The organism is Stenotrophomonas sp. YJH_SMC_133 (assembly GCF_059370655.1).
Genome location: NZ_JCAFTW010000017.1, coordinates 1 through 24,241 on the forward strand (window position 1 = coordinate 1; position 24,241 = coordinate 24,241).

Consider the following 24,241-nt stretch of genomic DNA (forward strand, 5'->3'; position numbering starts at 1 on the left):
GGCAATGGGCGGCAGCTGCAGCGTCCGCTGGACTTGGACTATCGCCCGCAGGCGGTGCACGACCCGGCTGCGGGCGGTCTGTCGCTGGGCTACGGCTACGACCCGGTCGGTTCGATCACCGAGCTGAAGAACGGCGCAGGTTCGACGGTGCTGGCCAAGTACGCCTACGACACGCTGGGCCGCCTGACCCAGACCCAGGACGGCGCGACCGGCACGCCGATTGAAACCTATGCCTACGACGCCACCGGCAATCGCACCGCGCTGACCACCTCGGCAGGCACCGCCAGCTACACCTACCCCGCAACCAGCCACCGGCTGACCGCCGTGGACGGCGAAGCGCGCAACCATGACGCGGTGGGCAACACCACCAGCATCGGCGGCAAGACGTTCATCTACAACGATGCCAACCGCATGAACGCGGTGAAGCAGGGCAATGCCGTACTGGAAAGCTACGGTTACAACCACCGCGGTGAACGCGTTCTGCGTACCCCGGCTGGTGGCGCAGCGCAGATCACCTTGTACGACGAAGCAGGGCAGTGGCTGGGCAACTACTCGGCCACGGGGCTGGCGCAGCAGCAGGCCATCTGGCTGGACAACTACCCGGTGGCGCTGATTAATGTGCCGGCTACCGGCGTGCCGGAGCTGGCCTACGTCCAACCAGATCATCTGGGTACGCCGCGCGTGGTGATCGATCCGGTGCGGAATGTTGCAATCTGGGAGTGGAGCAACAAGAGCGAGGTGTTCGGCAACCAGATGCCGAGTGCCGACCCGGATGGGGATGGTGTGGCGTTCGAGCTGGCGCTGCGATTCCCAGGCCAGCAGGCCACGGATGCGAGTGGGCTGTTCTACAACTACCAGCGGGAGTATGACCCTGCGGTGGGGCGGTATTCGCAGAGTGATCGCATTGGACTCAGGGGCGGGATCAGCACATACGGATACGCAGGTGGCGTCCCGTCGTCTTTGATAGATCCACTTGGTTTGTGTCCCTGCGAGTGCGTCGACTACTTAGGCATGACGTTCGGTGTGGCAGACCTCACCTTTGGAGGCTTGGAAGCTGTGAATGGCGCAGGAGCCACCATTGCCGGTGTTTTGTCTCTGCAGCCCGAAGTTGCAATCCCCGGATTCCTGGTAATGGTGAATGGTGGAGCAACGGCGTACGATGGAGTGTCAGCGATACAAACCGCTCAAGATGGAAAGGAAAGAGAATCCATCTACGCCGAGGTGGGCGGGGAGTTGCTGGGGCCAGTTGGCGCGAAGACGGGAGAGCTGTTGTCGTTTGGCTTGACGTTCAGCGGTCACCTTAAGGCCACACGGAAACTGTTGCAACGCGTAGCCACTGACAAGGATGCACTGGATGCCATGAAGGCGGTGAGGGATGTTTCGGGTGGGTCCGGGTGCAATTGCAAATAATGGAGATGATATGCATATGCGCAAGAAAATATTTAATTGGCTTGGTTTGTTGTTCTTTGCGCTAATCTTCTTGAGGTCCTCGTCCTATCTTGTATTGAAGGCGTATGCGATTGGCCGCCTTGAGAGGGGCGATTATTTTGTAATGTTGCCTATGGCGCTGGGGTCGCTCCTGATCTGCGGCATGTTTATGGCAATTATTATTAAAGGAGTGAAAGCCAATCGGTAAGCTCCGCCTGGAGACTCGCGCGCGACGTATGGTTGCGGCAGATTGTATGGGTATCACTTCACGATTTGCAGCTAGCTGGAATTCGTCTTGATCCGGTGTCGGGTGTGAATGGTTCTCTGTTCGATTGCAGGATCTTGCGAGAGCGCTCAGCGAGAACCTGCTGGTCGACTCTCCGGTGATCCGCCGGATTATTAATGTGTGAGATATGAAACATGAAAACATGGAGCTCCTCAGCCCTCCAGGAAGGTCCGTGGCATAGCATGAGAGCGTTTGATCTGCGGTGTTTGAAAAAGGACGCCGAAGCGAAACCATAAGGCGTTATTGGAAAAGAGGGTGCCTAATGCCCTGCGTGGGTAGGCCTAAAGGTGCAAGCGCATTCCCATAGGACTGGGAATATGGTGGGATCGGGCATCGGCAGCTGGCCAATGAGCTTGAGTGTCGCGCATATCAAGAGCGGATGATCTGCGCAACTCGGCTGCGCGATGGAGGACTCGGAGGCGCCGCAGTAGACAAGGCCTACAGCAGGGCAGTAAAGGAAGGAGCAACACGCAATGCGATGCATTCGGATACTGGCCATCTTCTCGCTCGTTCTGGGCCAGCTGGGGTGCCGGGATGATGCTGAGAGTTCAACGTACCCCATGGGTCAGACTGGAAAGACTTGCACTGCCTTCAAAGGCTTTGATCGCCAGCCTCCCGAAGTGGTTGTTACCGAACTGGCTAGACGGGGGTTGGACAGTCGCAGGTTGATCCATAAAACAGTTTGCGGCTCGATCACCAGCTGGGAGATCCTTCCTGCAGGGGCGTCGATCAATCGGATACCTCCCCCAGATACCTACGTGAACGTCTGGCTGAGGGAAAACGGCTCTGTTTCCGTCAGTACGGACCTCCCTTGATGTCGGCGCTCTGATGCTCACGCATCGGGCCAGCGCGCCTGCGCAATAGGTCAGCTAAGGCGAAGTCGCGCTCACTTGATGTCATCCGGGTGGACCGCGCGTGGCAATCGCTCGGTCGCCCGATGTCCCGGCTTGGGCGCGGAGCAGAAAGAGCGAAGTGTTTGGCAACCAGATTCCGAGTGCCGACCCGGACGGGGATGGTGTGGCAGTCGAGCTGGCGCTGCGCTTCCCGGGGCAGCAGGCCACGGATGCGAGTGGGTTGTTCTACAACTATCAGCGCGAGTACGACCCGGCGGCGGGGCGGTACTCGCAGAGTGATGCTATTGGATTGAAGGGGGGGCATCAGCGCTTACGCTTATGTGGATTCGAATCCAATCATTGCTACCGATCCGAAGGGGCTGGCAAAGAAGAGAGCGTGTGTCGCGGCCTACACCGCTGGAGGTGCGGTTTGCGGCGGTGCGGCGGGCTACTACGGAGGAGGCACTGTGGGAGGCATCAGCGGCGCGGCGGCTTGCAGTCCATCAGGCCCAGGGGCAGCAGTCTGCGCCATCGGCGGCGCGGCTGGCGGGAGTGCTCTCGGCGGTGCCGCAGGTTCGGTGGTCGGCGGGTTTCTGGGCAATATCGCCGGTCAGGCGATGTGTTCGGACGAGGAGGGAGAAGATTGTGAGGCCCTGCTACGGACTGACACGGATACCTGCAATGGAATCACCAGGGTGCGTGGCGCAAGAGCTGGTGCGGTCTGTCATGCGTCGGCGACGCAGAGATATGCTGCGTGTCTTAGCGGAAGCCCTATTCCGCCATTGAATACATGGAACAATTGACAATGAATACGTATGACCATCTCGTCTGTGTTGATGAAGATGCAAAGGAATTGGTTGTTTTTCGGGTGGGGGCAGATGGGAAGAGGACCTTGTTCACCAGGGTGGCGCTTCCGCAGGTTGAGGGATGGTCTGCCGAGTTGCAGGATCTTGCGAAAGCGCTCGGCGAGAACCTGCTGATCGACTCTCCGGTGATCCGGCGGATTCTCAATGTGTGAGACATGAAACAGGGAGCTCCTCAGCCCTCCAGGAAGGTCCGTGGCATAGCATGAGAGCGTTTGATCTGCGGTGTTTGAAAAAGGACGCCGAGAAAAGCGGAATGCGGGCCGTTGGAAATTTCTTGATTGCCTTGTATGCGCGAGATGTGATCTCTGGGTATGCGATAGCGCCTGCACCGTCTGCTATCTACTTATGGACCTTCGTGATTCCCACATATGATGATTTTCCCTACCTGCACATATCTCTAGGTCAGAGGATTGCAGGTGCGGAAGTGGATAGAGTTTTTTCCGTGGAATGCGTGAGAGGATTTTGAAGTTGCCAATGTCCAATGCTATTCAAAATAGACTAGATGCGATTCATTCTGTACTGAAGAATGGTGGTGAACCGGGAGCGCAGCATCTTCTGGAGACGTGGTCTGTTCAGACGGCTCGATTGGTCGGCGGCAGCTCCTGGGGCAGCGGACGGTAGCGAATTGTCTCGCTGGGCGCAGCCCCAACGCAGCAGGGAATACCACGCTCTGGCAGCAGATCGTTTACCTGCAGCGACCCGGTGCGTGATGTCGCGATCTGGGATTGGAGCAACAAGAGCGAAGTGTTCGGCAACCAGATTCCGAGTGCCGATCCTGATGGGGATGGTGTGGCGTTCGAGCTTGCGTTGCGCTTCCCGGGCCAGCAGGCGACGGATGCGAGTGGGTTGTTCTACAACTATCAGCGGAATACGTCTCTGCAGTGGGGCGGTATTCGCAGAGTGATCGCATTGGACTACTTTGGGGGATTGCAAGCTTTGCGTATGTTGGTGGGAATCCTATTTCACAGTCCGATTCTCTGGGATTGTGCGAAGACGATAATGGTTCTGATGCGTCCATTCATCAAAAGACATATGGCAAGTACTTCAAGTCATGCATGTCTTACGTTCAGCCTCCGACATGGTTGACTTTGCCGGTGTCTAGTGCATCCGTTCTGATATTGTTTGTTGAAGTGCCCTTTGTTGCCGGTGTTGCAACAGTGGGAGGAGGAGCGCTGGCGAGCTATGAGGTTGGAGCAGCTATAGTCTGCGCTATGGCTGGAATTCAAACTCTGCAGTGAGCCCTATGAAACTGACACGCGGGTGGCTTCTTACATTTTCTGGGATTTGGCTAGCACTTTCGGCCTTGATGCTGTGGCTTGACCGAGTCTGGGATGCGTGTGGCGCGTTCCTGGCTGCGGCAGCCTTCTTTCTGGTTGCCTTGAGGAGAAAGCAGCATTTGGCTGGTAGATCACAAGAGTAGCGCGCCTTCTCGGCCCTCTCTTCGAGGAGGGGGCTTGAGAATTGTGACTCCACCGGTAATCGCACCCCGCTGACCACTTCGGCAGGCACCGCCAGCTACACCTTTCCCCCAACCAGCCATCGCTTGGCTGCGGTGGATGGCGAGGTACGCAGCCATGACGCAGCGGGCAACACCACCAGCGTCCAGGTGGAGAACGTGGAAGTCGTCGGATTCGGGGGCGTGGTGTTCCTGTCCAGCACGACCCAGGTTTTCGGAAGCGACATTGCCACGGCCATGCTTGCCGATGCCGACGGCGTACCGGTGAGGGTCACCTTGTGCCTGGACAATCACGATCAGCTCTTCGAGCTGGAGCTGTGCAAGGTGGACTTCTCGCCGATCATCGGCGTCGATCTGAGGAGCGCTTTCAGCGAGTACTGACGCCTGCTGAAAGCGATCCAAGCTGAAGGGCGTTGCGCATCGCCTTCACCCTTCGGGCTGCAAGCGCCCCACCGCCTGCGCGCACAACGACTGGCAGGCCATGACCAACCCCTCCATCACCCGGTCGCCCACGTACTCTTCGGGTTCGCCATTCTGCCGGGTGCGTTCGGCCGCCAGCAGCATCTCCAGCACCACCCGCAATCCGCTCAACGCGCAATCGGCATCTGCCAGGGCCAGGCAGCGGCCGGGCAGCTGATGCCGCTCCGGCCACGGCTGCCCATCAGCCGCCGCACCGGAGCCGATGCGGTGGAGATTGGCAATGAAGGTGTTCCTGTCCACTGTTGGCGCAGCCTGTGGCGAGCCGTCGTCGCCGGCGGTGCTGCGGTAGGCGTGCAGATGCGGGAAGTCCGATTCGTTCATGGCAAGGCTCCGTGCAGGGCAATCGGTAGCCGCCACCCATAAAAGTGGCGGGCGGTACGTGGTTCGAATCCGGGTTGGTCCCAAGCCGGTGGGCGCGAACGCCCCCACGCACCGCCCGCCATAGCCGGCAGACGGATTGCCAGCCGGCGCCACGGAATGTGGACGCCGACTGGCAAGCGCAATCACTCAGGACCAACTCGGGATTCGAAACCCGGCCACCCTTTTCCGGTGGCACGCCATCTGAGCCCCTGGCGCTGTGCAATGCCAATCAGAACAGTTGCAAACATCACTCGATTGGAGACGCTTTCGGCATTCTCCCACGCTGTTAAGCACCGCCAGCGCTAGCTGGCGCGGCGGTCCGCCCGCACCGTGCAATCTGCGACAGGTGTCGAGGTTGGGGGGCGTTAGGGAACAAGGGGGGAGGGGCGATGACGACAGGCTCTGAAGGGAAGGGCCTGAGTCGAGCATGGCCCGCCTCTACAAGCGTCAAAGCGTGACGTGCGACTCGGGTTGACGTTCCCAGCCACCAAGCGCAGGCTTGTTCAGCACGTTTCCTAAACAGAAGGAGACTTATGACCGCGACCGCTTCGCTGCACCCCACCGACACCCAGGGCCGTTCCCGCCTGTGGAGTGTGTTCTGGCTGCAGGGCGTCATTCCCAGCAACATTCTGTGGGCGGTAGCCCTGTGGGCGCTGGCCAACCAGCGCACCACGCTGCTGTTGGGGGTATTTGCCGTGCTGCTGCTCTATACCGGCTGGATCATCCCGGCGGTCTGGCGGGCGGCGCCCACCGCGCACAACCCCAACCTGGGCGTGGCCGCGCGCGGGTTGACCGTGGCCTGGGGGCTGAACACCGTGCTGGTGATCTTCTTCCTGACCCTGCAGCTGGTGGCTCAATAGAACTGAACGGGCTCGCCGCCACGGTCGAAGGCGGCGAAGCGGCCGATCTGACCGTCATGGATGGCGTTGACCATCAGCTTCAGCGGGCGCGCGGCTTCGTCGCTGTTGGGTGCGAAACCGCCTCTGCCATCCAGCGCCGCCACGAACACCAGGTCCCAGTCGATGCCGGTGGTGGTCGATTCGGTCGCCAGCGCCTGGAAGCTGGGCACCTCGGCTGGCAGCTTGTCCACGCACAGCACCGGCGACAGGGTGCCGCCCTCGCGGCGGTCATGCCGGTCGCGCTGGTCACCGGTGGGCGATTCGGGCAGCTCGGCGCGCACGAATACGAACAGCAGGCGTTGCGGTTCAGCCTGCTCGCCGGCGGCATGCAGCAGTTGCTGGAAATCGTTCATCATCATGAGGGTTGTCACACGCCCGCTGCACGGAAAGCCGCATGCTGCCACAACGCCTGCCGCGCGGGGCCGAACGCGATTGATTTAAGTCATGCCCATGGAACTGAAGGCCGCGTACTCTGGCAATCGTTCCAGCAGGCGAGGGTATCCGGGCCGTTCCGGGCACAGGCAAGACGGTGGAGCAACAAGGTGGACCAGCCATGAGCCAACTCACCGACGGTTTCGGACGCAGCTTTCCGTACCTGCGCCTGTCGTTGACCGAAGCCTGCAACTTCCGGTGCAGCTACTGCCTGCCCGACGGGTACCAGGCCGACGGCCGCCCGCGTTTCCTGCAGGTGGATGAGATCGGCCGCCTGGTGCGGGCCTTCGCGGCGCTGGGCATGAGCAAGATCCGCCTGACCGGCGGTGAGCCCAGCCTGCGCAAGGACCTGGACGAGATCATCGCCACGGTTGCGGCGGTGCCGGGCATCCGCAAGGTGGCCATCACCACCAACGGCACGTTGCTGCCGCGGCGCCTGCCGGGGTGGCACCGGGCCGGCCTGACTGCGCTGAACGTGAGCATGGACAGCCTGCAGCGCGAACGCTTCAAGACCATCACCGGGCACGACCGCCTGCCGGAGATCGAACAGGGCCTGGCCCTGGCGCAGGCGTTGGGCCTGCCGGCGATCAAGCTCAACGCGGTGCTGCTGCGTGGCCTGAACGACGACGAGCTGCCGCAGTGGATGGACTACCTGCGTGACCGCCCCTTCAGCGTGCGCTTCATCGAACTGATGCGCACCGGCGACAACGAAGCCTATTTCCAGCGCCACCACCTGCGTGCCGACGTGGTGATCGAGCAGCTGCTGGCCGCTGGCTGGCACGAGCGGCCGCGCGCGGCCGACGCCGGCCCGGCGCGCGAGTTCGGCCACCCCGACCATCGCGGCAGCATCGGCATCATTGCCCCGTATTCGCGTGACTTCTGCAAGGGCTGCAACCGCCTGCGGGTGACCGCCAAGGGCGACTTGCGGCTGTGCCTGTTCGGCGAGTTCGGCGTACCGCTGCGCCCGCTGCTGCAGCGCGATGAGGACCACGACGCGCTGCTGGCACGCATCACCACACAGCTTGGCCTGAAAGCGGCCGGGCATGGACTGCACCAGGGCCAGACCGGGCTGACCCCGCACCTGGCCTCCATCGGAGGATGAGCAACACGATGAGTGGGGAATTGAATGCGGCCTTCCACATGGCCGATGTCCGTAACAAGCGCATCAGCCGCCGCCGTGCGGTGGCGGTGGGCGAGCTGCATGCCGGTCCAGTGGCCTATCCGCTGATCGTCGAGCGCCGCCTGCCCAAAGGCGATGCGCTGGTGATGGCCGAGATTGCCGGCCTGCAGGGCGCCAAGATGGCGTCGATGCTGATGCCGCTGTGCCATCCGCTGCCGCTGGAACTGGTGCAGGTGTTCTGCGCACCGGTGCCGGAGCGGCAGGCGATCCGCGTGTGGTGCGAGTGCGCCAGCGAGGCACGCACCGGCGTCGAGATGGAGGCGCTGGCTGGTGTCAACGCGGCGTTGCTGACCCTGTACGACCTGAGCAAGCCAGTGGAACCGGCACTGCGCATCGAAGGCATCCGCCTGCTGTTCAAGGAAGGCGGCAAGCGCGGGGTCTGGCTGCACCCGGATGGCATGGACGAGGCCGAGCGCGTGCGTTTCAACCCACGTGCACCTAAGGGGTTGGAGGGTGCGGCCTGCGCGGTGATTACGCTGAGCGATCGCGCCAGCGAAGGCACTTATGAGGATGTGTCCGGCCCGACCCTGGTGACCGGCCTGAGAAAGCTGGGTGGCGACGTAGTGGCCGCCGAAGTGCTGCCCGATGGCATCGAGCCGTTGGCGGGCCGCCTGCAGGCCTTGGCTGCCGAGGGCGTGCGCCTGTGCCTGTGTACCGGTGGTACCGGGCTGGGCCCGCGTGACCTGACCCCGGAGGCGCTGCGTTCCTTGAACGCGCGGCCCGTGCATGGCCTGGCGCAGATGGTGCGGGCCCTGAGTGCGCAGCACACGCCGATGGCCTGGCTGAGCCGCGCCGAGGTGGTACAGCTGGGCAACATGCTGGTGTTCGCATTGCCCGGCAGCCCGAAGGCGGCGGCGCAGTGCCTGGATATCCTGGCGCCGGTACTGGGCCATGCCCTGGCGATGGTCGAGGGGGATGGCCACTGATGATTGCCTACAGCGATGCCTTGCAGCACCTGCTGGACGCGGCCAAGCCGCTGCCGGCCGAGCATCTGCCGCTGCATGAGGCCGCGGGCCGCACGCTGGCCCGTGACATCCACAGCGCGCAGTCGCTGCCGCCGTTCGACAATTCGGCGATGGACGGCTTCGCGCTGCGCGCCAACGGCACGGCGTTCGAGGCCGGTACCGAATTTGCCGTGCAGGGTTGGCAGGCGGCCGGCGATGCTGGCGCCGAAGGCGGCGAGGGTGCCTGGGAAATCATGACCGGTGCGCGCATGCCGGTTGGGCTGGATACGGTGGTGCCGGTCGAGAATGTGGAGATCCTCGCCAGCGAGGACGGCCGCCCGGCCCGCATCGCCCTGAAGACATCGGTGAAGCCGGGCCAGAACGTGCGCCTGCGCGGCGAGGATGTGAGCGACGGCGAGCGCGTGCTGCGGGCCGGGCAGTTGCTGGACATCAACGCGCGCACCCTGCTGCATGCCATCGGCGTGGGCGAGGTGGCGGTGGTGGCACGGCCGAAGGCGGCGGTGATCGCCACCGGCAAGGAACTGGTGACCGAGGCGGCGCAGACGCTGGAATCCGGTCAGATCCGTGACAGCAACCGGCCGTACCTGGTCGGCCGCCTGCAGGCCGCCGGTGCCGAGGTGGTCTGGCAGGGCACGGTGGGCGACGACGTGGCCGCGTTCAACGCGGTACTGGATGCAGCGCTGGACGCGGGTGCGCAGCTGTTGATCAGCACCGGCGCGGTGTCGGCCGGCCGCTACGATTTCATTCCCGACGCGCTGCGCGGCCGGGGTGCGCGCATCGTGTTCCACAAGGTGGCGATCCGCCCCGGCAAGCCGCTGCTGTTTGCGGTGCTGCCCAATGGCGCGCTGTATTTCGGCCTGCCCGGCAACCCGGTGTCGGCTGCGGTGGGCCAGCGCTTCTTCGTTGAGCCGGTACTGCGCCGCCTGCTGGGGCTGGCGCCGGAGCTCATGTTGCAGCTGCCGCTGCAGGCCGACGTGCGCAAGCCGCCGGGCCTGCGCTTCCACGCGCGTGCGCGGGTGGAAATGGACGGACAGGGACGCCTGAGTGCGCGCGTGCTGTCCGGGCAGGAGTCGTTCCGTTTGATGTCCATGCTGCAGGCCAACGCCTGGGTGGTGCTGGAGGCCGAGGGAGACCTGGCCAGCGCTGGCACCTACGTGCGCGTGCAGGGCTGGGGTCACCACGAACCGGTGCAGCTGGTGAGCCAGGAGTCATGATGAAACAGGTGAATCTGCAGTTGTTCGGTGCGTTTTCCGATCTGGATGCCAGCCGCGAGATCGCCGTGGATGTGGCCGGTGGCACCGTGGCCGATCTGCGCCAGGCGCTGCGCGAGCTGCTGCCGCTGCGTTGGCCGGGTTTCCGTGCCGGCCTGCTGGACTACTCGGCGTTCGCCGACCAGCAACGCGTGCTGCGCGACCACGAGGCGCTGCCCGACGATGGCCGCGTGGCGATCCTGCCACCAGTGAGCGGGGGCTGAGCGATGAGCGAGAAGATCATCGCGAAGGTGGTGGACCGCGCGCAGGCGGCGATCGATCCAGCCGAGGGCATTGCTGCGGTCTCTGATCCGGGCTTCGGCGGCATCGACGTGTTCATCGGCAAGGTGCGCGACGTCAACATCGGCCGGCTGGTGACCGGGATCACCTACGACCTGTTCGAGCCGCTGGTGCTGAACGAGTTCAAGCGCCTGGCCGCCGAGGTCGAGGCGGCGTTCGGTCCGAAGCTGAAGCTGTATGTGGCCCACGCCAAGGGCCGGTTGGGCATCGGCGATGTGGCGGTGGTGGTGGCCGCGGGCAGCCCGCACCGCGACGAAGCGTTCCGCGCGTGCCGGCAGTTGATCGAGGTGGTCAAGCACCAGTGCCCGATCTGGAAGCAGGAGCACTACGAGGACGGCGACAGCGAGTGGAGCGAGGGTTGCAGCCTGTGCCATGCGGACAGCGAACCCGCCCATGCCCATGATCATGCGCACGACCACGGGCATTGACCCCACCCTTCAGGGCGGCGCGGGGTTCAGTAGATCCACGCCATGCGTGGATGAGGCCTTTCCCGAGCACCCGGCCGGCGCAGCCACGCATGGCGTGGCTCTACGGCGATGAGCGTCAACGGCATCGTGCTGGCCGGCGGCCTGTCCACCCGGATGGGCCGCGACAAGGCGCTGCTGCCGTGGCAGGGGCGGACCTTGCTGGAACACATGCGGGGCCTGTTGATGCAGGCTGGCGCACGCGAGGTCTGGGTCAGCGGAAATTACCCGGCGTTCGGCGGCGTGCCGGACCGCGTGGCACGTTGCGGGCCGCTGGGCGGGCTCTACAGCGTGGCGATGCGCATGCCCGATGGCCCGGCCTGGGTGGTGCCGGTGGATACGCCGCTGCTGCCGCCGCGATTGCTGCAGCAATTGCGTGACGGCCATCGCGGTCCATGCACGATCTTTGCCGGCCATCCCCTGCCCATGCTGGTGGATATAGACGATGCTTGTCGCAACGTACTTGAATCGATGCTGGGCGACCCGGACGGTCCGCGCTCGCTGCAGGCCCTGCAGCGTCGTCTTGGCGTGAATTCCGTGGCGCTGGCGCCGGTTGACGAGGCCGGGCTGGTCAACTGCAATACCCCCGAACAATGGGAGGATGTTGCGTCATGAAAGTGCAGTTGCAGGACCAATCGGTACGGCTTCGCCTGGACGAGGCCGAGCTGGCGCGCCTGCTGGCCGGTGAAACGGTCGAGAACATGACCCGCTTCGGCGGTATCGAAGGCTGGGGCATGGCGGTGTCGCTGCATGGCGGCGATCAACCGGTACTGCTCGACGGAGGCGCCTTCTGCCGCCTGGTACTGCCGCGCTCGGCCGTCGAGGCCTTGGCGGCGCGGCTGCCGTGCCGCGATGGCCTGCCATTCGACATTGCCCTGGAAGATGGAAGCCAGCTTCAGCTGCAGTTCGATGTGGACGTGCGCGACAGCGTGCGCCAGCGCGGGGTGACCCGCCGCAGCACCGCTTCATCGGTTTGACATTTGTCAGGGGCAGGGTGGAAACCGGCCCTTGATTGATCCAGATCAACCCCGTCGTCCGTGCTGCACGGCCTAATGGCTGCATGACGACGGGTTACAACTTGAAACGCAGTACCCACGTCATTCCACAGCCTTGGAGCCATGTATGACCGTCGGTAGCGATCCTGTTGTCCGCAGCACTGCCAGTCCCGGTCGCGTCATCAGCGACTGGACGCCGGAGGATCCCGGCTATTGGGAGCGCACCGGCAAGCGGGTCGCCACCCGCAACCTGGTCATCTCGATCCCTTCGCTGCTGCTGGCCTTCTCGGTCTGGGTGCTGTTCTCGGCGGTGTCGATCAGCCTGCCGAAGATCGGCTTCAACTTCAGCACCGACCAGCTGTTCTGGCTGGTGGCACTGCCCAGCCTGTCCGGCGCGACCCTGCGCATCTTCTATTCGTTCGTGATCCCGATCTTCGGCGGCCGCCGCTGGACCGCGCTGTCCACCGCGTCGCTGCTGGCGCCGACGCTCTGGCTCGGCTTTGCGGTGCAGAACCCGGCCACGCCGTACTGGGTGTTCGTGGCCATCGCGATCCTGTGTGGTTTCGGCGGCGCGAACTTCTCGTCGTCGATGTCCAACATCTCCTTCTTCTACCCCAAGCAGAAGCAGGGCCTGGCGCTGGGCCTGAACGCCGGCCTGGGCAATGTGGGCGTGTCGGTGGCGCAGGCGGTGATTCCGCTGGTCATCACCGTGGGCGTATTCGGTGCGCTGGGTGGTGCACCGCAGCCCGCGGTGGAGGGTGGGGCACCGCTGTTCCTGCAGAACGCCGGTTTCATCTGGGTGCCGGCCATCGCGCTGTGCGCCATCGCGGCCTGGTTCGGCATGAACGACCTGACCAGCGCCCGCTCGTCGTTCTCCGAGCAGGCGGTGATCTTCCGCCGCAAGCACAACTGGCTGATGTGCTGGCTGTACATCGGCACCTTCGGTTCCTACATCGGTTTCTCGGCCGGCTTCCCGATGCTGGTGAAGAGCCAGTTCCCGGACGTGAACCCGCTGGCCTACGCCTTCATCGGCCCGCTGCTGGGCGCGCTGATGCGCTCGGTGGGTGGCAGCATGGCCGACCGCTGGGGTGGTGCACGCCTGACCTTCTGGGTGTTCGCGCTGATGATCGCGGCAGTGTTCGGCGTGCTGCACTTCCTGCCCAGCGATGGCCAGGGCGGCAACTTCTACGGCTTCCTGCTCAGCTTCATGGCGCTGTTCGTGCTCAGTGGCATCGGCAACGGCACCACCTTCCGCATGATCCCGGTGATTTTCCGCACCCTGCATGAGCGCTGGTCGGCCAACGACAACGCCGAGGGCAAGGCCACGGCCGCACACCAGGCCAGCATCGAGTCGGCCGCAGTGGTCGGTTTCTCCGGTGCGATCGGTGCCTACGGCGGTTTCTTCATTCCCAAGAGCTACGGCTCGTCCATTACGTTGACCGGCAGCCCCGACATGGCGCTGTACGGATTCGTTGTTTTCTATGTCACCTGCCTGGCCGTGACCTGGTGGTGGTACTACCGGCGCGGTGCCGAGACACCCTGCTGACGACATGAAAACGCACCGCAGCCAGATGACACACACAGCCACGATGCCGATGTCCGCAAAGGGAGATCCCCGATGAGTTATTTCCTCGATCGCTTGCAGTTCTTCAAGCGTGACCCCCAGACCTTTGCCGATGGCCATGGTTTTGCCAAGAGCGAGGGCCGCGACTGGGAAAACAGTTACCGCGCCCGCTGGCAGTACGACAAGATCGTACGATCCACCCACGGCGTGAACTGCACCGGCTCCTGCAGCTGGAAGATCTACGTCAAGAACGGCCTGGTCACCTGGGAAACCCAGCAGACCGACTACCCGCGCACACGCCCGGACCTGCCCAACCATGAACCGCGTGGCTGCCCGCGTGGCGCCAGCTATTCCTGGTACCTGTACAGCGCCAACCGGCTGAAGTACCCGCTGATCCGCGGCACGCTGCTGCGCCTGTGGCGCGAAGCACGCAAGAGCAAGGCCCCGGTCGATGCCTGGGCCAGCATCGTGGAGGACAAGGAGAAGGCGCGTTCGTACAAGACCCGCCGCGGCATGGGTGGCTTCGTGCGCCTGCAGTGGGAAGAGGCCAACGAGATCATCGCCGCCTCCAACCTGTATACGGTGAAGCAGTACGGCCCGGACCGCGTGGTCGGGTTCTCGCCGATTCCGGCGATGTCGATGGTGTCCTACGCCGCCGGTGCGCGATATTTGTCGCTGCTGGGCGGCGCCTGCCTGTCCTTCTACGACTGGTACTGCGACCTGCCGCCGGCCTCGCCGCAGATCTGGGGCGAGCAGACCGACGTGCCCGAATCGGCCGACTGGTACAACAGTCGCTACATCATCGCCTGGGGCTCGAACGTGCCGCAGACGCGTACGCCCGATGCACATTTCTTCACCGAGGCGCGCTACAACGGCACCAAGACGGTGGCGATCTGCCCGGACTATTCCGAGCTGGCCAAGCTGACCGACCACTGGCTGCACCCCAAGCAGGGCACCGACGCGGCGCTGGCCTTTGCCTTCGGCCATGTGATCCTGCGCGAGTTCCATGTTGATTGGCCCTCGCAGTATTTCCAGGACTACTGCCGCCAGTACTCGGACATGCCGATGCTGGTGCGTCTGGAGCGTCGCGACGATGGCCGCCTGGTGGCGGGCCGCTTCCTGCGTGCCAGTGAGCTGGGCGGGCTGGGTGAAGCCAACAACCCGGACTGGAAGACCCTGGCCTACGACGAGAACAGCGGCCAGATCGTGGTGCCCAACGGCTCGATCGGTTTCCGCTGGGGCGAGAAGGGTCGTTGGAACATCGAAGAGAAGGCCAGCAATGGCGCCGATACGCGCCTGCGCCTGAGCTTGTCCGAGGCCAACGACGGCATCGAGGCAGTGAGCTTCCCGTACTTCGGTGGCATTGAAAGCGATGGCTGGACCGCTGCACCGGCCGAAGAAGTACTGGACCGCAACATTCCGGTGCGCCGACTGGCCACGGCCGATGGCGGCGAGACGCTGGTGGCCACGGTCTACGACCTGCTGCTGGCCCAGTACGGCGTGGACCGTGGCTTTGGCGGCGGCAACGTGGCATCGAGCTTCGATGACATGGTGCCGGGCACGCCGGCGTGGCAGGAACGCATCACCGGCGTGTCGCGCGCCGAGGTGATCGAGATCGCCCGCGAGTTCGCGCGTACCGCCGACAAGACCCACGGCCGATCGATGATCATCGTCGGCGCGGGCATGAACCACTGGTTCCACAACGACATGAACTACCGCGGCCTGATCAACATGCTGATCATGTGCGGCTGCGTGGGCCAGACCGGTGGCGGCTGGGCGCATTACGTGGGCCAGGAAAAGCTGCGCCCGCAGACCGGCTGGCAGCCGCTCGCATTCGGCCTGGACTGGAGCAAGCCGCCGCGCCACATGAACGGCACTTCGTTCTTCTACTTCAACACCGGGCAGTGGCGCTACGAGAAGCTGCAGGTGGACGAGCTGCTGTCGCCGCTGGCCGATGCGAGCAAGTACGGCGGCAGCCTGGCCGACCTGAACCTGCGCGCGGTGCGCATGGGCTGGCTGCCGAGCACCCCGCAGCTGGACCGCAACCCGCTGCAGCTGGTACGCGAGGCCGAAGCGGCCGGCGTGGCCCCGGCGGACTATGCGCTGGGCAAGTTCAAGGACGGCTCGCTGGACTTCGCCTTCGCCGACCCGGACGCCAGCCAGAACCACCCGCGCATGATGTTCATCTGGCGCTCGAACCTGCTGGGTTCCTCGGGCAAGGGCCACGAGTACATGCTGCGGCACCTGCTGGGTACGCGCCACGGGCTGCAGGGCAAGGACCTGGGCGAAATGGGCGCAGTGAAGCCGCAGGAGGTGAAGTGGCGCGACGAGGCGCCGGAAGGCAAGCTGGACCTGCTGGTCACGCTCGACTTCCGCATGTGCACCACCGCGCTGTACTCGGACATCGTGCTGCCGACGGCAACCTGGTACGAGAAGGACGACCTCAACACCTCGGACATGCACCCGTTCATCCACCCGCTGTCGAAGGCGGTGGACCCGGCCTGGGAATCGCGCAGTGACTGGGACATCTTCAAGGAGGTGGCCCGCACCGTGAGCGAGATGGCGCCGGGCGTGCTGGGTGTGGAGAAGGACCTGGTGCTGGTGCCGACCCTGCACGACACCCCCAACGAGCTGGGCATGCCGTTCGGCGTAGCCGACTGGAAGAAGGGCGAGTGCGAGGCCATTCCGGGCCAGACCATGCCGTCGATGACGGTGGTTGAGCGTGACTACCCGAACCTGTACCGCAAGTTCACCTCGCTCGGCCCACTGCTGGACAAGCAGGGCAATGGCGGCAAGGGCATGAGCTGGGACACGAAGCACGAGGTCGAGTTCCTCGGCAAGTTGAACCACACCGTGCACGAAGAAGGCGTAAGCCAGGGGCGCCCGGCCATCTCGACCGCGATCGACGCGGCCGAAGTGATCCTGCACCTGGCGCCGGAAACCAACGGCCACGTGGCGGTGAAGGCCTGGGAATCGCTGGGCACCTTCACCGGCCGCGAGCACACCCACCTGGCCGTGGGCAAGGAGCACGAGGCGATCCGCTTCCGTGACATCCAGGCACAGCCGCGCAAGATCATTTCCTCGCCGATCTGGTCGGGCCTGGAAGACGACAACGTCAGCTACAACGCCGGCTATACCAACGTGCACGAGCTGATTCCGTGGCGCACGGTGACCGGTCGCCAGCAGTTCTACCAGGACCACGAGTGGATGATCGACTTTGGCGAGGCCTTCATGAGCTACCGGCCGCCGGTCAACACGCGCACGGTGGAGCCGCTGCTGAACCAGCGCCCGAACGGCAACAAGGAGATCGTGCTGAACTGGATCACCCCGCACCAGAAGTGGGGCATCCACAGCACCTACAGCGACAACCTGATCATGCAGACACTGTCGCGCGGTGGCCCGATCGTGTGGATCAGCGAGGACGACGCGCGCAGCGCCGGCATCGTCGACAACGACTGGATCGAGCTGTTCAACGTCAACGGTGCGATTGCTGCGCGCGCGGTGGTCAGCCAGCGCGTGATGCCGGGCATGGCGATGATGTACCACGCCCAGGAACGCATCATCAACGTGCCGGGCTCGGAGATTTCCGGCACCCGCGGCGGCATCCACAACTCGGTGACCCGCATCGTGCTCAAGCCGACCCACATGATCGGCGGCTACGCGCAGCTGGCCTATGGCTTCAACTACTACGGCACCTGCGGTACCAACCGCGACGAGTTCGTGATCGTACGCAAGATGGACAAGATTGATTGGTTGGACGATGAACAAGGAAGTTCGAGTGTCGCGGGCGCAGGACGCGCAGGAGCGACCGATGAGCAGCCCGCTGGTGCTTCGGCATCGGCCAGCAAGGAGGTGGTGTGATGAAGGTCCGTGCACAGATCGCGATGGTGCTGAACCTGGACAAGTGCATCGGCTGCCATACCTGCTCGATCACCTGCAAGAACGTCTGGACTTCGCGCGAGGGCGTCGAGTACGCCTGGTTCAACAACGTGGAAACCAAGCCGGGCATCGGCTACCCGAAGGAATGGGAAAACCAGGAGAAGTGGAACGGTGGCTGGGTGCGCACCGGCAGCGGCAAGCTGGTGCCACGCGCGGGTGGCCGCTGGCGCATGCTGGCCAAGATCTTCGCCAACCCGGACCTGCCGCAGATCGACGACTACTACGAGCCGTTCGATTTCGACTACCAGAACCTGCACACCGCCAAGGACAGCCAGCACCAGCCCACCGCGCGGCCGCGTTCGCTGATCAGTGGCGAGCGCATGCAGAAGATCGAGTGGGGCCCGAACTGGGAGGAGATCCTCGGTTCGGAGTTCAGCAAGCGATCGCGCGACTACAACTTCGACCAGGTGCAGAAGGAGATCTACGGCGCCTTCGAGAAGACTTTCATGATGTACCTGCCGCGCCTGTGCGAGCACTGCCTGAACCCGGCGTGCGTGTCGGCGTGCCCCTCGGGCGCGATCTACAAGCGCGAGGAAGATGGCATCGTGCTGATCGACCAGGACAAGTGCCGCGGCTGGCGCATGTGCGTGTCGGCCTGCCCGTACAAGAAGATCTACTACAACTGGAAGAGCGGCAAGTCGGAGAAGTGCATCTTCTGCTACCCGCGCATCGAGATGGGTGAGCCGACCGTGTGCTCGGAAACCTGCGTGGGCCGCATCCGCTACCTGGGCGTGATGCTGTACGACGCCGACCGCATCGCCGAGGCCGCTTCGGTGGCCGCCGAGAAGGACCTGTACCAGGCCCACCTGGATATCTTCCTGGACCCGAACGATCCGGCGGTGATCGCCGCCGCGCGCAAGGAGGGCATCCCGGACAGCTGGCTGGAGTCTGCCAAGCAGTCGCCGGTGTACAAGCTGGCGATCGACTGGAAGCTGGCGCTGCCGCTGCACCCGGAATACCGCACGCTGCCGATGGTCTGGTACGTGCCGCCGCTGTCGCCGATCCAGTCTGCCGCCGAGCGTGGCCGCGTGGGCATGAGCGGGGAACTGCCGGACGTGGCGTCGCTGCGCATTCCGATGCGCTACCTGGCCAACCTGCTGACGGCCGGTGACGAGGCGCCGGTGGTACGCGCGCTGGAGCGGCTGATGGCGATGCGTGCCTGGCGCCGGGCCAGGAACGTGGACGGCGTGGAAGACACCTCGGTGCTGGAACAGACCGGGCTGAGCATCGCCCAGGTGGAGGAGATGTACCGCTACCTGGCCATCGCCAACTACGAGGACCGTTTCGTGATTCCGACCGGCCACCGCGAGTATGCCAACGACGCCTTCGGCGAGCGCGGCGGCTGCGGCTTCACCTTCGGCAACGGCTGCAATGGTGACAGCCCGGCCGACCTGTTCGGCCAGCGCAAGACCACCACCTTCGTGGTGGACAAGGGCCCGAACCACCGCCGCAAGGAGGTGGTGTGATGAGCGTGCTCAAGCTGGTCGGGGTGTTGCTGGACTACCCCCGCGAAGAACTGTGGGAGCACGGCGAGGAACTGCTCGCCGCCTGTGACGACCCGGCGCTGAACGCCACCCGCCGCCAGCAGCTGCGCAGCTTCGTGCAGCAGCTGCTGGCCACCGATGCGCTGGATGCGCAGGCGGCGTGGCTGGCCAGTTTCGACCGCGGCCGCTCGATGAGCCTGCTGCTGTTCGAGCACATCCATGGCGAGTCGCGCGACCGCGGCCAGGCCATGGTCGATCTGGTCGAAACCTACCGCCGCAACGGCTTCGAACTGGATGCACGCGAGCTGCCGGATTACCTGCCGCTGCTGCTGGAGTTCCTGGCCCATCGCCCAGGCAGCGAGGCCCGCGAGTGGCTGCACCACATCGGCCATATCGCCGGGATGCTGGCGGCGCGTGCCGCCGAGCGGGAGCTGCCGCACCGGGTGCTGTTCGAGATCCTGGTCGAAGCCGGTGACGGCAAGGCCGATCTGCAGGCGCTGCGCCAGCGTGCCAGCGAGGAAGTCCGCGACGATACCGCCGAGGCCATGGACCGTTTGTGGGAGGAGGAGGCGGTGCGCTTCGGCGCCGAAGCTCCTGCCGAAGACTGCAAGCCGCCCGTGCGTTCGCCGGCCCGTCCTTCGCATCGAGAGGTCCAGCCATGAGTTACTCCCTGCATCAATTCGCCTTCCAGTACTACCCGTACATCGCCGTGGCCGTGCTGCTGATCGGCAGCTGGGCCCGCTATGACAAGGCCATGTACACCTGGCGCACCGGCTCCAGCCAGATGCTGTCGGACAAGGGCATGCGGATCGGCAGCAACTGCTTCCACATCGGCATCCTGGCCATCCTCGGTGGCCACCTGGTCGGCCTGCTGACCCCGCACGCAGTGTACGAGCACTTCATCACCTCCTCGCAGAAGCAGATGCTGGCGATGGTGGTCGGTGGTGTGTTCGGCGCACTGTGCTTCATCGGCATCAGCATCCTGCTGGTACGCCGCCTGTTCAACGCGCGCGTGCGGGCCACCGGCAGCTTCGGTGACACCCTGGTGCTGGTGTTGCTGTTCGCCCAGCTGTGCCTGGGCCTGTACAGCATCCGCATCTCGTCCGGCCACCTGGACGGCGGGGTGATGGTGCAGCTGGCCGAGTGGGCGCAGCACATCGTGACCTTCCGTGCCGGTGCCGCCGACTACATCGAGGGCGTCAGCTGGGTCTACAAGATGCATATCTTCCTGGGCCTGACCCTGTTCCTGATCGCGCCGTTCACCCGCCTGGTGCACGTGTGGAGCATTCCGATCAGCTACCTGTGGAGGCCGTACCAGGTGGTGCGCCGCCGCCAGGCCACGCTGCGCTACGGGCCGCGGGAGTAAGCCATGGGCAGCCTGCCGAAGTTCCTGCCGATCACCGTGATCGACTCCGCCGCGCCGGTTCCTGCCGAGGCGCATTCGCATCACCATGACGCGGCAGCGCAGGGGGCGCGCTCGCTCGGGCAGCCGGCGCCGTGCCGGCTGTTCGTGGACGAGACCGCGATCAGCGAGGCCGACATCGCCCGCGAGATGCAGCACCATCGGGCGATGCGCCCGGAACAGTCACGTGCCGAAGCGGCACGTGCACTGGTGGTGCGCGAGCTGCTGCGCCTGGAAGCGCAGCGGCTGGGCCTGCAGGCACCGGAGGGCAACCGGGTAAGCGATGAGGAAGTGCTGATCCAGCAACTGCTGGAAGACGCGATCGAAGACCGCGTGCCGACCGATGAAGACTGCCGGCGCTACTTCGTGCAGAACCCGGAGCGCTTCCGCTCTCCCGACCGTGTGCGCCTGCGCCATATCCTGCTGGCCGCGCCGGCCGACGACGTGGCTGGGCGCTTCGCCGCACGTACCGAGGGCGAGCGGCTGGTCGGGCTGCTGAAGGAGTCGCCGCACCTGTTCGCCGATTTCGCCCTGCGCCATTCGCGTTGCCCATCCAGCAGCGAGGGCGGCGACCTGGGCTGGCTGCAGCGTGGGCAGACCACGCCGGAGTTCGACCGCCAGGTGTTCCGCCTGCGCGAGGGCCTGGCCGGTTTCCCGGTGGAATCGCGCTGGGGCTACCACGTGGTCTGCGTCGATGCACGCGAGGAAGGCCAGCCGCAGCCGTTCGATGCCGTGTTGCCGCAGCTGCGCGACTACCTGGAACTGCAGGTGCGCCAGCGCGAGGTGCAGGCCTACCTGCTGCAGCTGCAGGAACGCTACCCGGTGCGCGGGCTGGATGCGATCGAAGCCGAAGCGGATATCGGCTGAAGCGGATATCGGCTGAATCCCCATGAACGAGGAGAATTCATGAACCAGGCCCTTGCCCCCGCCAGTGCCGGTCAGCAGCAACGTGCGCTGTGGCTGACTACGTTCGCCTTCACCGTGTGCTTTGCGGTGTGGATGATCTTTTCGATCATCGGCATCCAGATCAGTCAACAGCTCGGCTTGAATGACACCCAGTTCGGCCTGTTGATCGCCACGCCGGTGCTGACCGGTTCGGTCAGCCGGGTCTTCCTCGGCATCTGGTCCGACCAGTTCGGTGGCCGCAAGGTGATGGTGCTGGTGATGCTGTGTGGCGCAGTGGCCACCTGGATGCTGACCTACGCGCAGACCTACACCCAGTTCCTGATTGCCGCGCTGTGCGTGGGCATCGCCGGCGGCAACTTCTCGGTGGGCGTGGCCTACGTCTCCAAGTGGTTCCCGGCCAGCAAGCAGGGCACCGCGCTGGGCATCTTCGGTGCCGGCAACATCGGCTCGGCGGTGACCAAGCTGCTGGCGCCGCTGGTGATGGTGGCAGCCGGCTGGACCATGGTCGCCAAGGTCTGGGCCGTTGCGCTGGCTGTCACTGCGGTGCTGTTCTTCCTCTTCAGCAAGGAAGACCCGTCGCTGGAGCAGCGCCGCCGCGAGGGCGTGAAGCCGGTGCCGTTCGCCGAGCAGATGGCACCGCTGAAGAACCTGCAGGTCTGGCGGTTCTCGCTGTACTACTTCTTCGTGTTCGGCGGCTTCGTGGCGCTGGCGCTGTGGCTGCCGCACTACCTGGTGGGCGCCTATGGCATGGACGTGGGCCATGCCGGCATGCTGGCGGCGTGCTATTCGATCCCGGCCAGCCTGTTCCGCGTGGTTGGTGGCTGGATGTCGGACCGGATGGGGGCGCGCCGGGTGATGTACTGGACCTTCGGCGTGTCGGCCATCTGCACCTTCCTGCTGGCCTACCCGGATACCGAGTATGTGGTGAAGGGCATCCATGGCCCGATCCACTTCCATCTGGCCATCGGCGTGGTGATGTTCACCGTGCTGGTGTTCGTGCTGGGCTTCTTCATGTCGCTGGGCAAGGCCGCGGTCTACAAGCACATCCCGGTGTACTACCCCAAGCACGTGGGTGCCGTGGGCGGCGTGGTTGGCATGATCGGTGGCCTGGGTGGCTTCATCCTGCCGATCGTGTTCGGTGCATTGAACGATGCGGTGGGCATCTGGAGCAGCTGCTTCATGCTGCTGTTCGTGCTGGTGGCCGCTGCACTGGCCTGGATGCACTTCGCGATCCGCCGTATGGAACGCCGCCACTTCCCGCAGATCGACCGCGAAACCGACCTGCCCGAAGCCATCGATGCGGCCGCCGCCGAGCGGGTGCGCGGTGGGTGAAGGTGTTTGCCGGCCAGCGGCCGGCACTACCAGAACGGTGCGCGATGGGTGGAGGGTGCTGCCGGCCAGCGGCCGGCACTACCAAATGGTGGGTGAAGGGGTAGTGCCGGACGCTGGCCGGCAGCAACCGCCAGATGCGCCACGCTTGATTTCAATCAGGGCCACGCGAAGAGGAACGCCCGAAGATGTCTGCCATGAGCTTCCACGTTGACGAGAGCGAGGACACTGCGCTGCAGGCTGCATTGCTGCGGCAACCGCGGCACGTGCTGTTTCCGCCGGCTGACCAGTTCAGTACTGGTTTTGGCGAAAGCGGCTGGCGCGCTGCCATGCGCGCCAGCAATGAGCACCTGATCCCACGCGGCTTGACGCTCGGCTTCCAGGTCGGTCGTGGCGGGCGCGGTGTGCCGCCGCAGGCCTATCTGGACACCTTGCTGCTGGCGCTGCGGCTGCAGGCCGACGTGCTGGCCGAGGACCGTGAAGTGGTGGCGATGGTACTGCAGCTGGGGCTGGCCGAGACGTTGCCGCCGCCGCAGCTCGGCCAGCTGCTGGATGCGGTGCCGCAGCACCTGCGCACCGTGGCGCGGCCCCAGGTGGAGGTGCGGCTGGACGCAGGCAGCGCGCTGGCGCCGGCGCAGCTGCGTGCGGTGGGCTGCACCCGTTTGAACGTGATCGATCGCGCCGATGCACCGGGGCCGACCCTGCTGGCACAGGCGCGACAGGTGGGCTTCACCGCGCGCTACTACCAGTTGCGGGTACCCGGCAGCGAGGACGCTGGCTTCATTGAACGGCTGCACGAGGTGCTGGCCGAGGCACCGGAGCGCATCCTGCTGCCGGCGCCGTGTGCGCTGCCAGAATACCCCTCGGCCGTCCATTGGCTGCAGGCCTGGCGCCTGCTGCGCGCTGCGGGTTACGAACCGATTGGTGGCGATCACTATCAGCGCGGCGATCTGCCGAACCCGCACGGTCCGGGCGATGGCCAGCGCCATTGCGATCTTGCCAGCGTGCCACGCCGCGACCGCAGTGATTTCATCGGGCTTGGCCTGTCTGCCTGCAGCCAGATCGGCGAGGTGTTCTACCGGCTGGAGGACGAACTGGGCGAATGGCGTGCGCGGCTGCTGGCGGGTCACATGGGAGTCTCCGCCGGGCTGATCCTGTCCGAGGACGAGCGGTTGGTGGCCGAAGTGGCGCAGAGCATCGCCTGTGACCACGCCCTCGATGCGGCTGCCTTCGAGTGGCGCAACGATGAACCGTTCGAGGAATGTTTCGCCGAACAGCTGCCCGCGTTGTCGCCGCTGCTGGCACGCGGCTGGGCGCAGTGGGATGCGCGCGTGCTGCGCCTGGCCGAAGAAGGGCGCCTGCTGTGGCGTATGATGGCCGCATGCTTCCGGCCGGCGGCCGCCATCGCTTGAGTCTTGCCCCG

At 64.8% G+C, this 24,241-nt stretch carries 21 protein-coding genes and 3 pseudogenes; 22 read left to right on the forward strand and 2 right to left on the reverse strand.

Annotated features, from left to right (window positions below):
• The 6 genes and pseudogenes from AC5P78_RS19520 to AC5P78_RS19545 all read left to right on the forward strand — a co-directional run.
• The coding region (locus AC5P78_RS19520; RefSeq protein WP_495217330.1) for an RHS repeat domain-containing protein at positions 1–1,410 on the forward strand (1,410 nt) is incomplete at its 5' end.
• 10 nt (positions 1,411–1,420) lie between these two features.
• Positions 1,421–1,636, forward strand: coding sequence for a hypothetical protein (locus tag AC5P78_RS19525; protein ID WP_044570362.1), 216 nt, complete (start codon positions 1,421–1,423; stop codon positions 1,634–1,636).
• Between the two features lie 975 nt (positions 1,637–2,611).
• Positions 2,612–2,942, forward strand: a pseudogene (locus tag AC5P78_RS19530) (RHS repeat-associated core domain-containing protein); the annotation flags it as partial.
• A gap of 410 nt (positions 2,943–3,352) precedes the next feature.
• On the forward strand, positions 3,353–3,565 hold the full coding sequence (locus AC5P78_RS19535; protein WP_005409921.1) for a hypothetical protein: 213 nt from the start codon (positions 3,353–3,355) through the stop codon (positions 3,563–3,565).
• A 493-nt stretch (positions 3,566–4,058) separates the two neighbouring features.
• A pseudogene (locus AC5P78_RS19540) lies at positions 4,059–4,399 on the forward strand (RHS repeat-associated core domain-containing protein); the annotation flags it as partial.
• Between the two features lie 479 nt (positions 4,400–4,878).
• Positions 4,879–5,250: pseudogene (locus AC5P78_RS19545) on the forward strand (DUF6984 family protein); the annotation flags it as partial.
• Positions 5,251–5,295: 45 nt separating this feature from the next.
• On the opposite strand, the gene AC5P78_RS19550 reads toward AC5P78_RS19545, so the two are convergent.
• Complete coding sequence (locus AC5P78_RS19550; protein ID WP_044570359.1) at positions 5,296–5,670, reverse strand: hypothetical protein; 375 nt, start codon at positions 5,668–5,670, stop codon at positions 5,296–5,298.
• Positions 5,671–6,242: 572 nt separating this feature from the next.
• On the opposite strand from AC5P78_RS19550, the gene AC5P78_RS19555 reads away from it, so the two are divergent.
• Positions 6,243–6,569 (forward strand): hypothetical protein, encoded by a 327-nt coding sequence (locus tag AC5P78_RS19555; protein WP_414498244.1) that lies wholly within the window; start codon positions 6,243–6,245, stop codon positions 6,567–6,569.
• On the opposite strand, the gene AC5P78_RS19560 is transcribed toward AC5P78_RS19555, so the two are convergent.
• Positions 6,563–6,967 (reverse strand): hypothetical protein, encoded by a 405-nt coding sequence (locus AC5P78_RS19560; RefSeq protein WP_012480480.1) that lies wholly within the window; start codon positions 6,965–6,967, stop codon positions 6,563–6,565. The genes AC5P78_RS19555 and AC5P78_RS19560 overlap by 7 nt on opposite strands.
• Positions 6,968–7,161: 194 nt before the next feature.
• On the opposite strand from AC5P78_RS19560, the gene moaA reads away from it, so the two are divergent.
• The 15 genes from moaA to AC5P78_RS19635 all read left to right on the forward strand — a co-directional run bounded on the left by moaA (position 7,162) and on the right by AC5P78_RS19635 (position 24,230).
• Positions 7,162–8,142: a GTP 3',8-cyclase MoaA gene (gene moaA / locus AC5P78_RS19565; protein ID WP_062606552.1), complete on the forward strand. Its 981-nt coding sequence runs from the start codon at positions 7,162–7,164 to the stop codon at positions 8,140–8,142.
• Between the two features lie 8 nt (positions 8,143–8,150).
• Positions 8,151–9,146, forward strand: a complete 996-nt coding sequence (moaCB, locus tag AC5P78_RS19570; RefSeq protein WP_043033279.1) for a bifunctional molybdenum cofactor biosynthesis protein MoaC/MoaB — start codon at positions 8,151–8,153, stop codon at positions 9,144–9,146.
• The gene (locus tag AC5P78_RS19575) at positions 9,146–10,399 is read left to right on the forward strand and encodes a molybdopterin molybdotransferase MoeA (protein WP_062606550.1); all 1,254 of its coding nucleotides are present in this window, start codon (positions 9,146–9,148) and stop codon (positions 10,397–10,399) included. The genes moaCB and AC5P78_RS19575 overlap by 1 nt, the downstream gene beginning before the upstream one ends.
• Entirely contained in the window at positions 10,399–10,659 is a 261-nt protein-coding gene (locus tag AC5P78_RS19580) for a MoaD/ThiS family protein (RefSeq protein WP_019337814.1), read from the forward strand. The genes AC5P78_RS19575 and AC5P78_RS19580 overlap by 1 nt, the downstream gene beginning before the upstream one ends.
• A gap of 3 nt (positions 10,660–10,662) precedes the next feature.
• Positions 10,663–11,163 carry a molybdenum cofactor biosynthesis protein MoaE gene (locus tag AC5P78_RS19585; RefSeq protein WP_012480475.1) on the forward strand — a complete coding sequence of 167 codons (501 nt, stop codon included), beginning with the start codon at positions 10,663–10,665 and terminating at the stop codon, positions 11,161–11,163.
• A gap of 108 nt (positions 11,164–11,271) precedes the next feature.
• Positions 11,272–11,814, forward strand: a complete 543-nt coding sequence (mobA, locus tag AC5P78_RS19590) for a molybdenum cofactor guanylyltransferase (RefSeq protein WP_012480474.1) — start codon at positions 11,272–11,274, stop codon at positions 11,812–11,814.
• Positions 11,811–12,176: a hypothetical protein gene (locus AC5P78_RS19595; protein WP_414498245.1), complete on the forward strand. Its 366-nt coding sequence runs from the start codon at positions 11,811–11,813 to the stop codon at positions 12,174–12,176. Before mobA ends, AC5P78_RS19595 begins: the two co-directional genes overlap by 4 nt.
• 145 nt (positions 12,177–12,321) lie before the next feature.
• Complete coding sequence (locus tag AC5P78_RS19600; RefSeq protein WP_012480472.1) at positions 12,322–13,740, forward strand: NarK family nitrate/nitrite MFS transporter; 1,419 nt, start codon at positions 12,322–12,324, stop codon at positions 13,738–13,740.
• A 72-nt stretch (positions 13,741–13,812) separates the two neighbouring features.
• A complete protein-coding gene (locus AC5P78_RS19605; RefSeq protein ID WP_012480471.1) occupies positions 13,813–17,619 on the forward strand; it encodes a nitrate reductase subunit alpha in 3,807 nt (1,268 codons plus the stop codon).
• On the forward strand, positions 17,619–19,163 hold the full coding sequence (narH, locus tag AC5P78_RS19610) for a nitrate reductase subunit beta (RefSeq protein ID WP_012480470.1): 1,545 nt from the start codon (positions 17,619–17,621) through the stop codon (positions 19,161–19,163). Before AC5P78_RS19605 ends, narH begins: the two co-directional genes overlap by 1 nt.
• The gene (gene narJ / locus AC5P78_RS19615; RefSeq protein WP_043396264.1) at positions 19,163–19,843 is read left to right on the forward strand and encodes a nitrate reductase molybdenum cofactor assembly chaperone; all 681 of its coding nucleotides are present in this window, start codon (positions 19,163–19,165) and stop codon (positions 19,841–19,843) included. Before narH ends, narJ begins: the two co-directional genes overlap by 1 nt.
• Complete coding sequence (gene narI, locus AC5P78_RS19620) at positions 19,840–20,547, forward strand: respiratory nitrate reductase subunit gamma (RefSeq protein ID WP_010485313.1); 708 nt, start codon at positions 19,840–19,842, stop codon at positions 20,545–20,547. Before narJ ends, narI begins: the two co-directional genes overlap by 4 nt.
• Positions 20,548–20,550: 3 nt before the next feature.
• On the forward strand, positions 20,551–21,450 hold the full coding sequence (locus AC5P78_RS19625) for a peptidylprolyl isomerase (RefSeq protein ID WP_032959967.1): 900 nt from the start codon (positions 20,551–20,553) through the stop codon (positions 21,448–21,450).
• Between the two features lie 39 nt (positions 21,451–21,489).
• Positions 21,490–22,821 (forward strand): MFS transporter, encoded by a 1,332-nt coding sequence (locus tag AC5P78_RS19630; RefSeq protein ID WP_043033286.1) that lies wholly within the window; start codon positions 21,490–21,492, stop codon positions 22,819–22,821.
• 194 nt (positions 22,822–23,015) lie between these two features.
• Positions 23,016–24,230, forward strand: coding sequence for an oxygen-independent coproporphyrinogen III oxidase (locus AC5P78_RS19635; protein ID WP_044570336.1), 1,215 nt, complete (start codon positions 23,016–23,018; stop codon positions 24,228–24,230).
• Positions 24,231–24,241: the final 11 nt, after the last annotated feature.

Excerpts from the sequence above, each read along its gene's own strand:
- AC5P78_RS19525 (WP_044570362.1), top strand. The coding sequence starts at position 1,421 with ATGCATATGCGCAAGAAAATATTTAATTGGCTTGGTTTGTTGTTCTTT.
- AC5P78_RS19535 (WP_005409921.1), top strand. The coding sequence starts at position 3,353 with ATGAATACGTATGACCATCTCGTCTGTGTTGATGAAGATGCAAAGGAA.
- AC5P78_RS19550 (WP_044570359.1), bottom strand. The coding sequence starts at position 5,670 with ATGAACGAATCGGACTTCCCGCATCTGCACGCCTACCGCAGCACCGCC.
- AC5P78_RS19555 (WP_414498244.1), top strand. The coding sequence starts at position 6,243 with ATGACCGCGACCGCTTCGCTGCACCCCACCGACACCCAGGGCCGTTCC.
- AC5P78_RS19560 (WP_012480480.1), bottom strand. The coding sequence starts at position 6,967 with ATGATGATGAACGATTTCCAGCAACTGCTGCATGCCGCCGGCGAGCAG.
- moaA (WP_062606552.1), top strand. The coding sequence starts at position 7,162 with ATGAGCCAACTCACCGACGGTTTCGGACGCAGCTTTCCGTACCTGCGC.
- moaCB (WP_043033279.1), top strand. The coding sequence starts at position 8,151 with ATGAGTGGGGAATTGAATGCGGCCTTCCACATGGCCGATGTCCGTAAC.
- AC5P78_RS19575 (WP_062606550.1), top strand. The coding sequence starts at position 9,146 with ATGATTGCCTACAGCGATGCCTTGCAGCACCTGCTGGACGCGGCCAAG.
- AC5P78_RS19580 (WP_019337814.1), top strand. The coding sequence starts at position 10,399 with ATGAAACAGGTGAATCTGCAGTTGTTCGGTGCGTTTTCCGATCTGGAT.
- AC5P78_RS19585 (WP_012480475.1), top strand. The coding sequence starts at position 10,663 with ATGAGCGAGAAGATCATCGCGAAGGTGGTGGACCGCGCGCAGGCGGCG.
- mobA (WP_012480474.1), top strand. The coding sequence starts at position 11,272 with ATGAGCGTCAACGGCATCGTGCTGGCCGGCGGCCTGTCCACCCGGATG.
- AC5P78_RS19595 (WP_414498245.1), top strand. The coding sequence starts at position 11,811 with ATGAAAGTGCAGTTGCAGGACCAATCGGTACGGCTTCGCCTGGACGAG.
- AC5P78_RS19600 (WP_012480472.1), top strand. The coding sequence starts at position 12,322 with ATGACCGTCGGTAGCGATCCTGTTGTCCGCAGCACTGCCAGTCCCGGT.
- AC5P78_RS19605 (WP_012480471.1), top strand. The coding sequence starts at position 13,813 with ATGAGTTATTTCCTCGATCGCTTGCAGTTCTTCAAGCGTGACCCCCAG.
- narH (WP_012480470.1), top strand. The coding sequence starts at position 17,619 with ATGAAGGTCCGTGCACAGATCGCGATGGTGCTGAACCTGGACAAGTGC.
- narJ (WP_043396264.1), top strand. The coding sequence starts at position 19,163 with ATGAGCGTGCTCAAGCTGGTCGGGGTGTTGCTGGACTACCCCCGCGAA.
- narI (WP_010485313.1), top strand. The coding sequence starts at position 19,840 with ATGAGTTACTCCCTGCATCAATTCGCCTTCCAGTACTACCCGTACATC.
- AC5P78_RS19625 (WP_032959967.1), top strand. The coding sequence starts at position 20,551 with ATGGGCAGCCTGCCGAAGTTCCTGCCGATCACCGTGATCGACTCCGCC.
- AC5P78_RS19630 (WP_043033286.1), top strand. The coding sequence starts at position 21,490 with ATGAACCAGGCCCTTGCCCCCGCCAGTGCCGGTCAGCAGCAACGTGCG.
- AC5P78_RS19635 (WP_044570336.1), top strand. The coding sequence starts at position 23,016 with ATGAGCTTCCACGTTGACGAGAGCGAGGACACTGCGCTGCAGGCTGCA.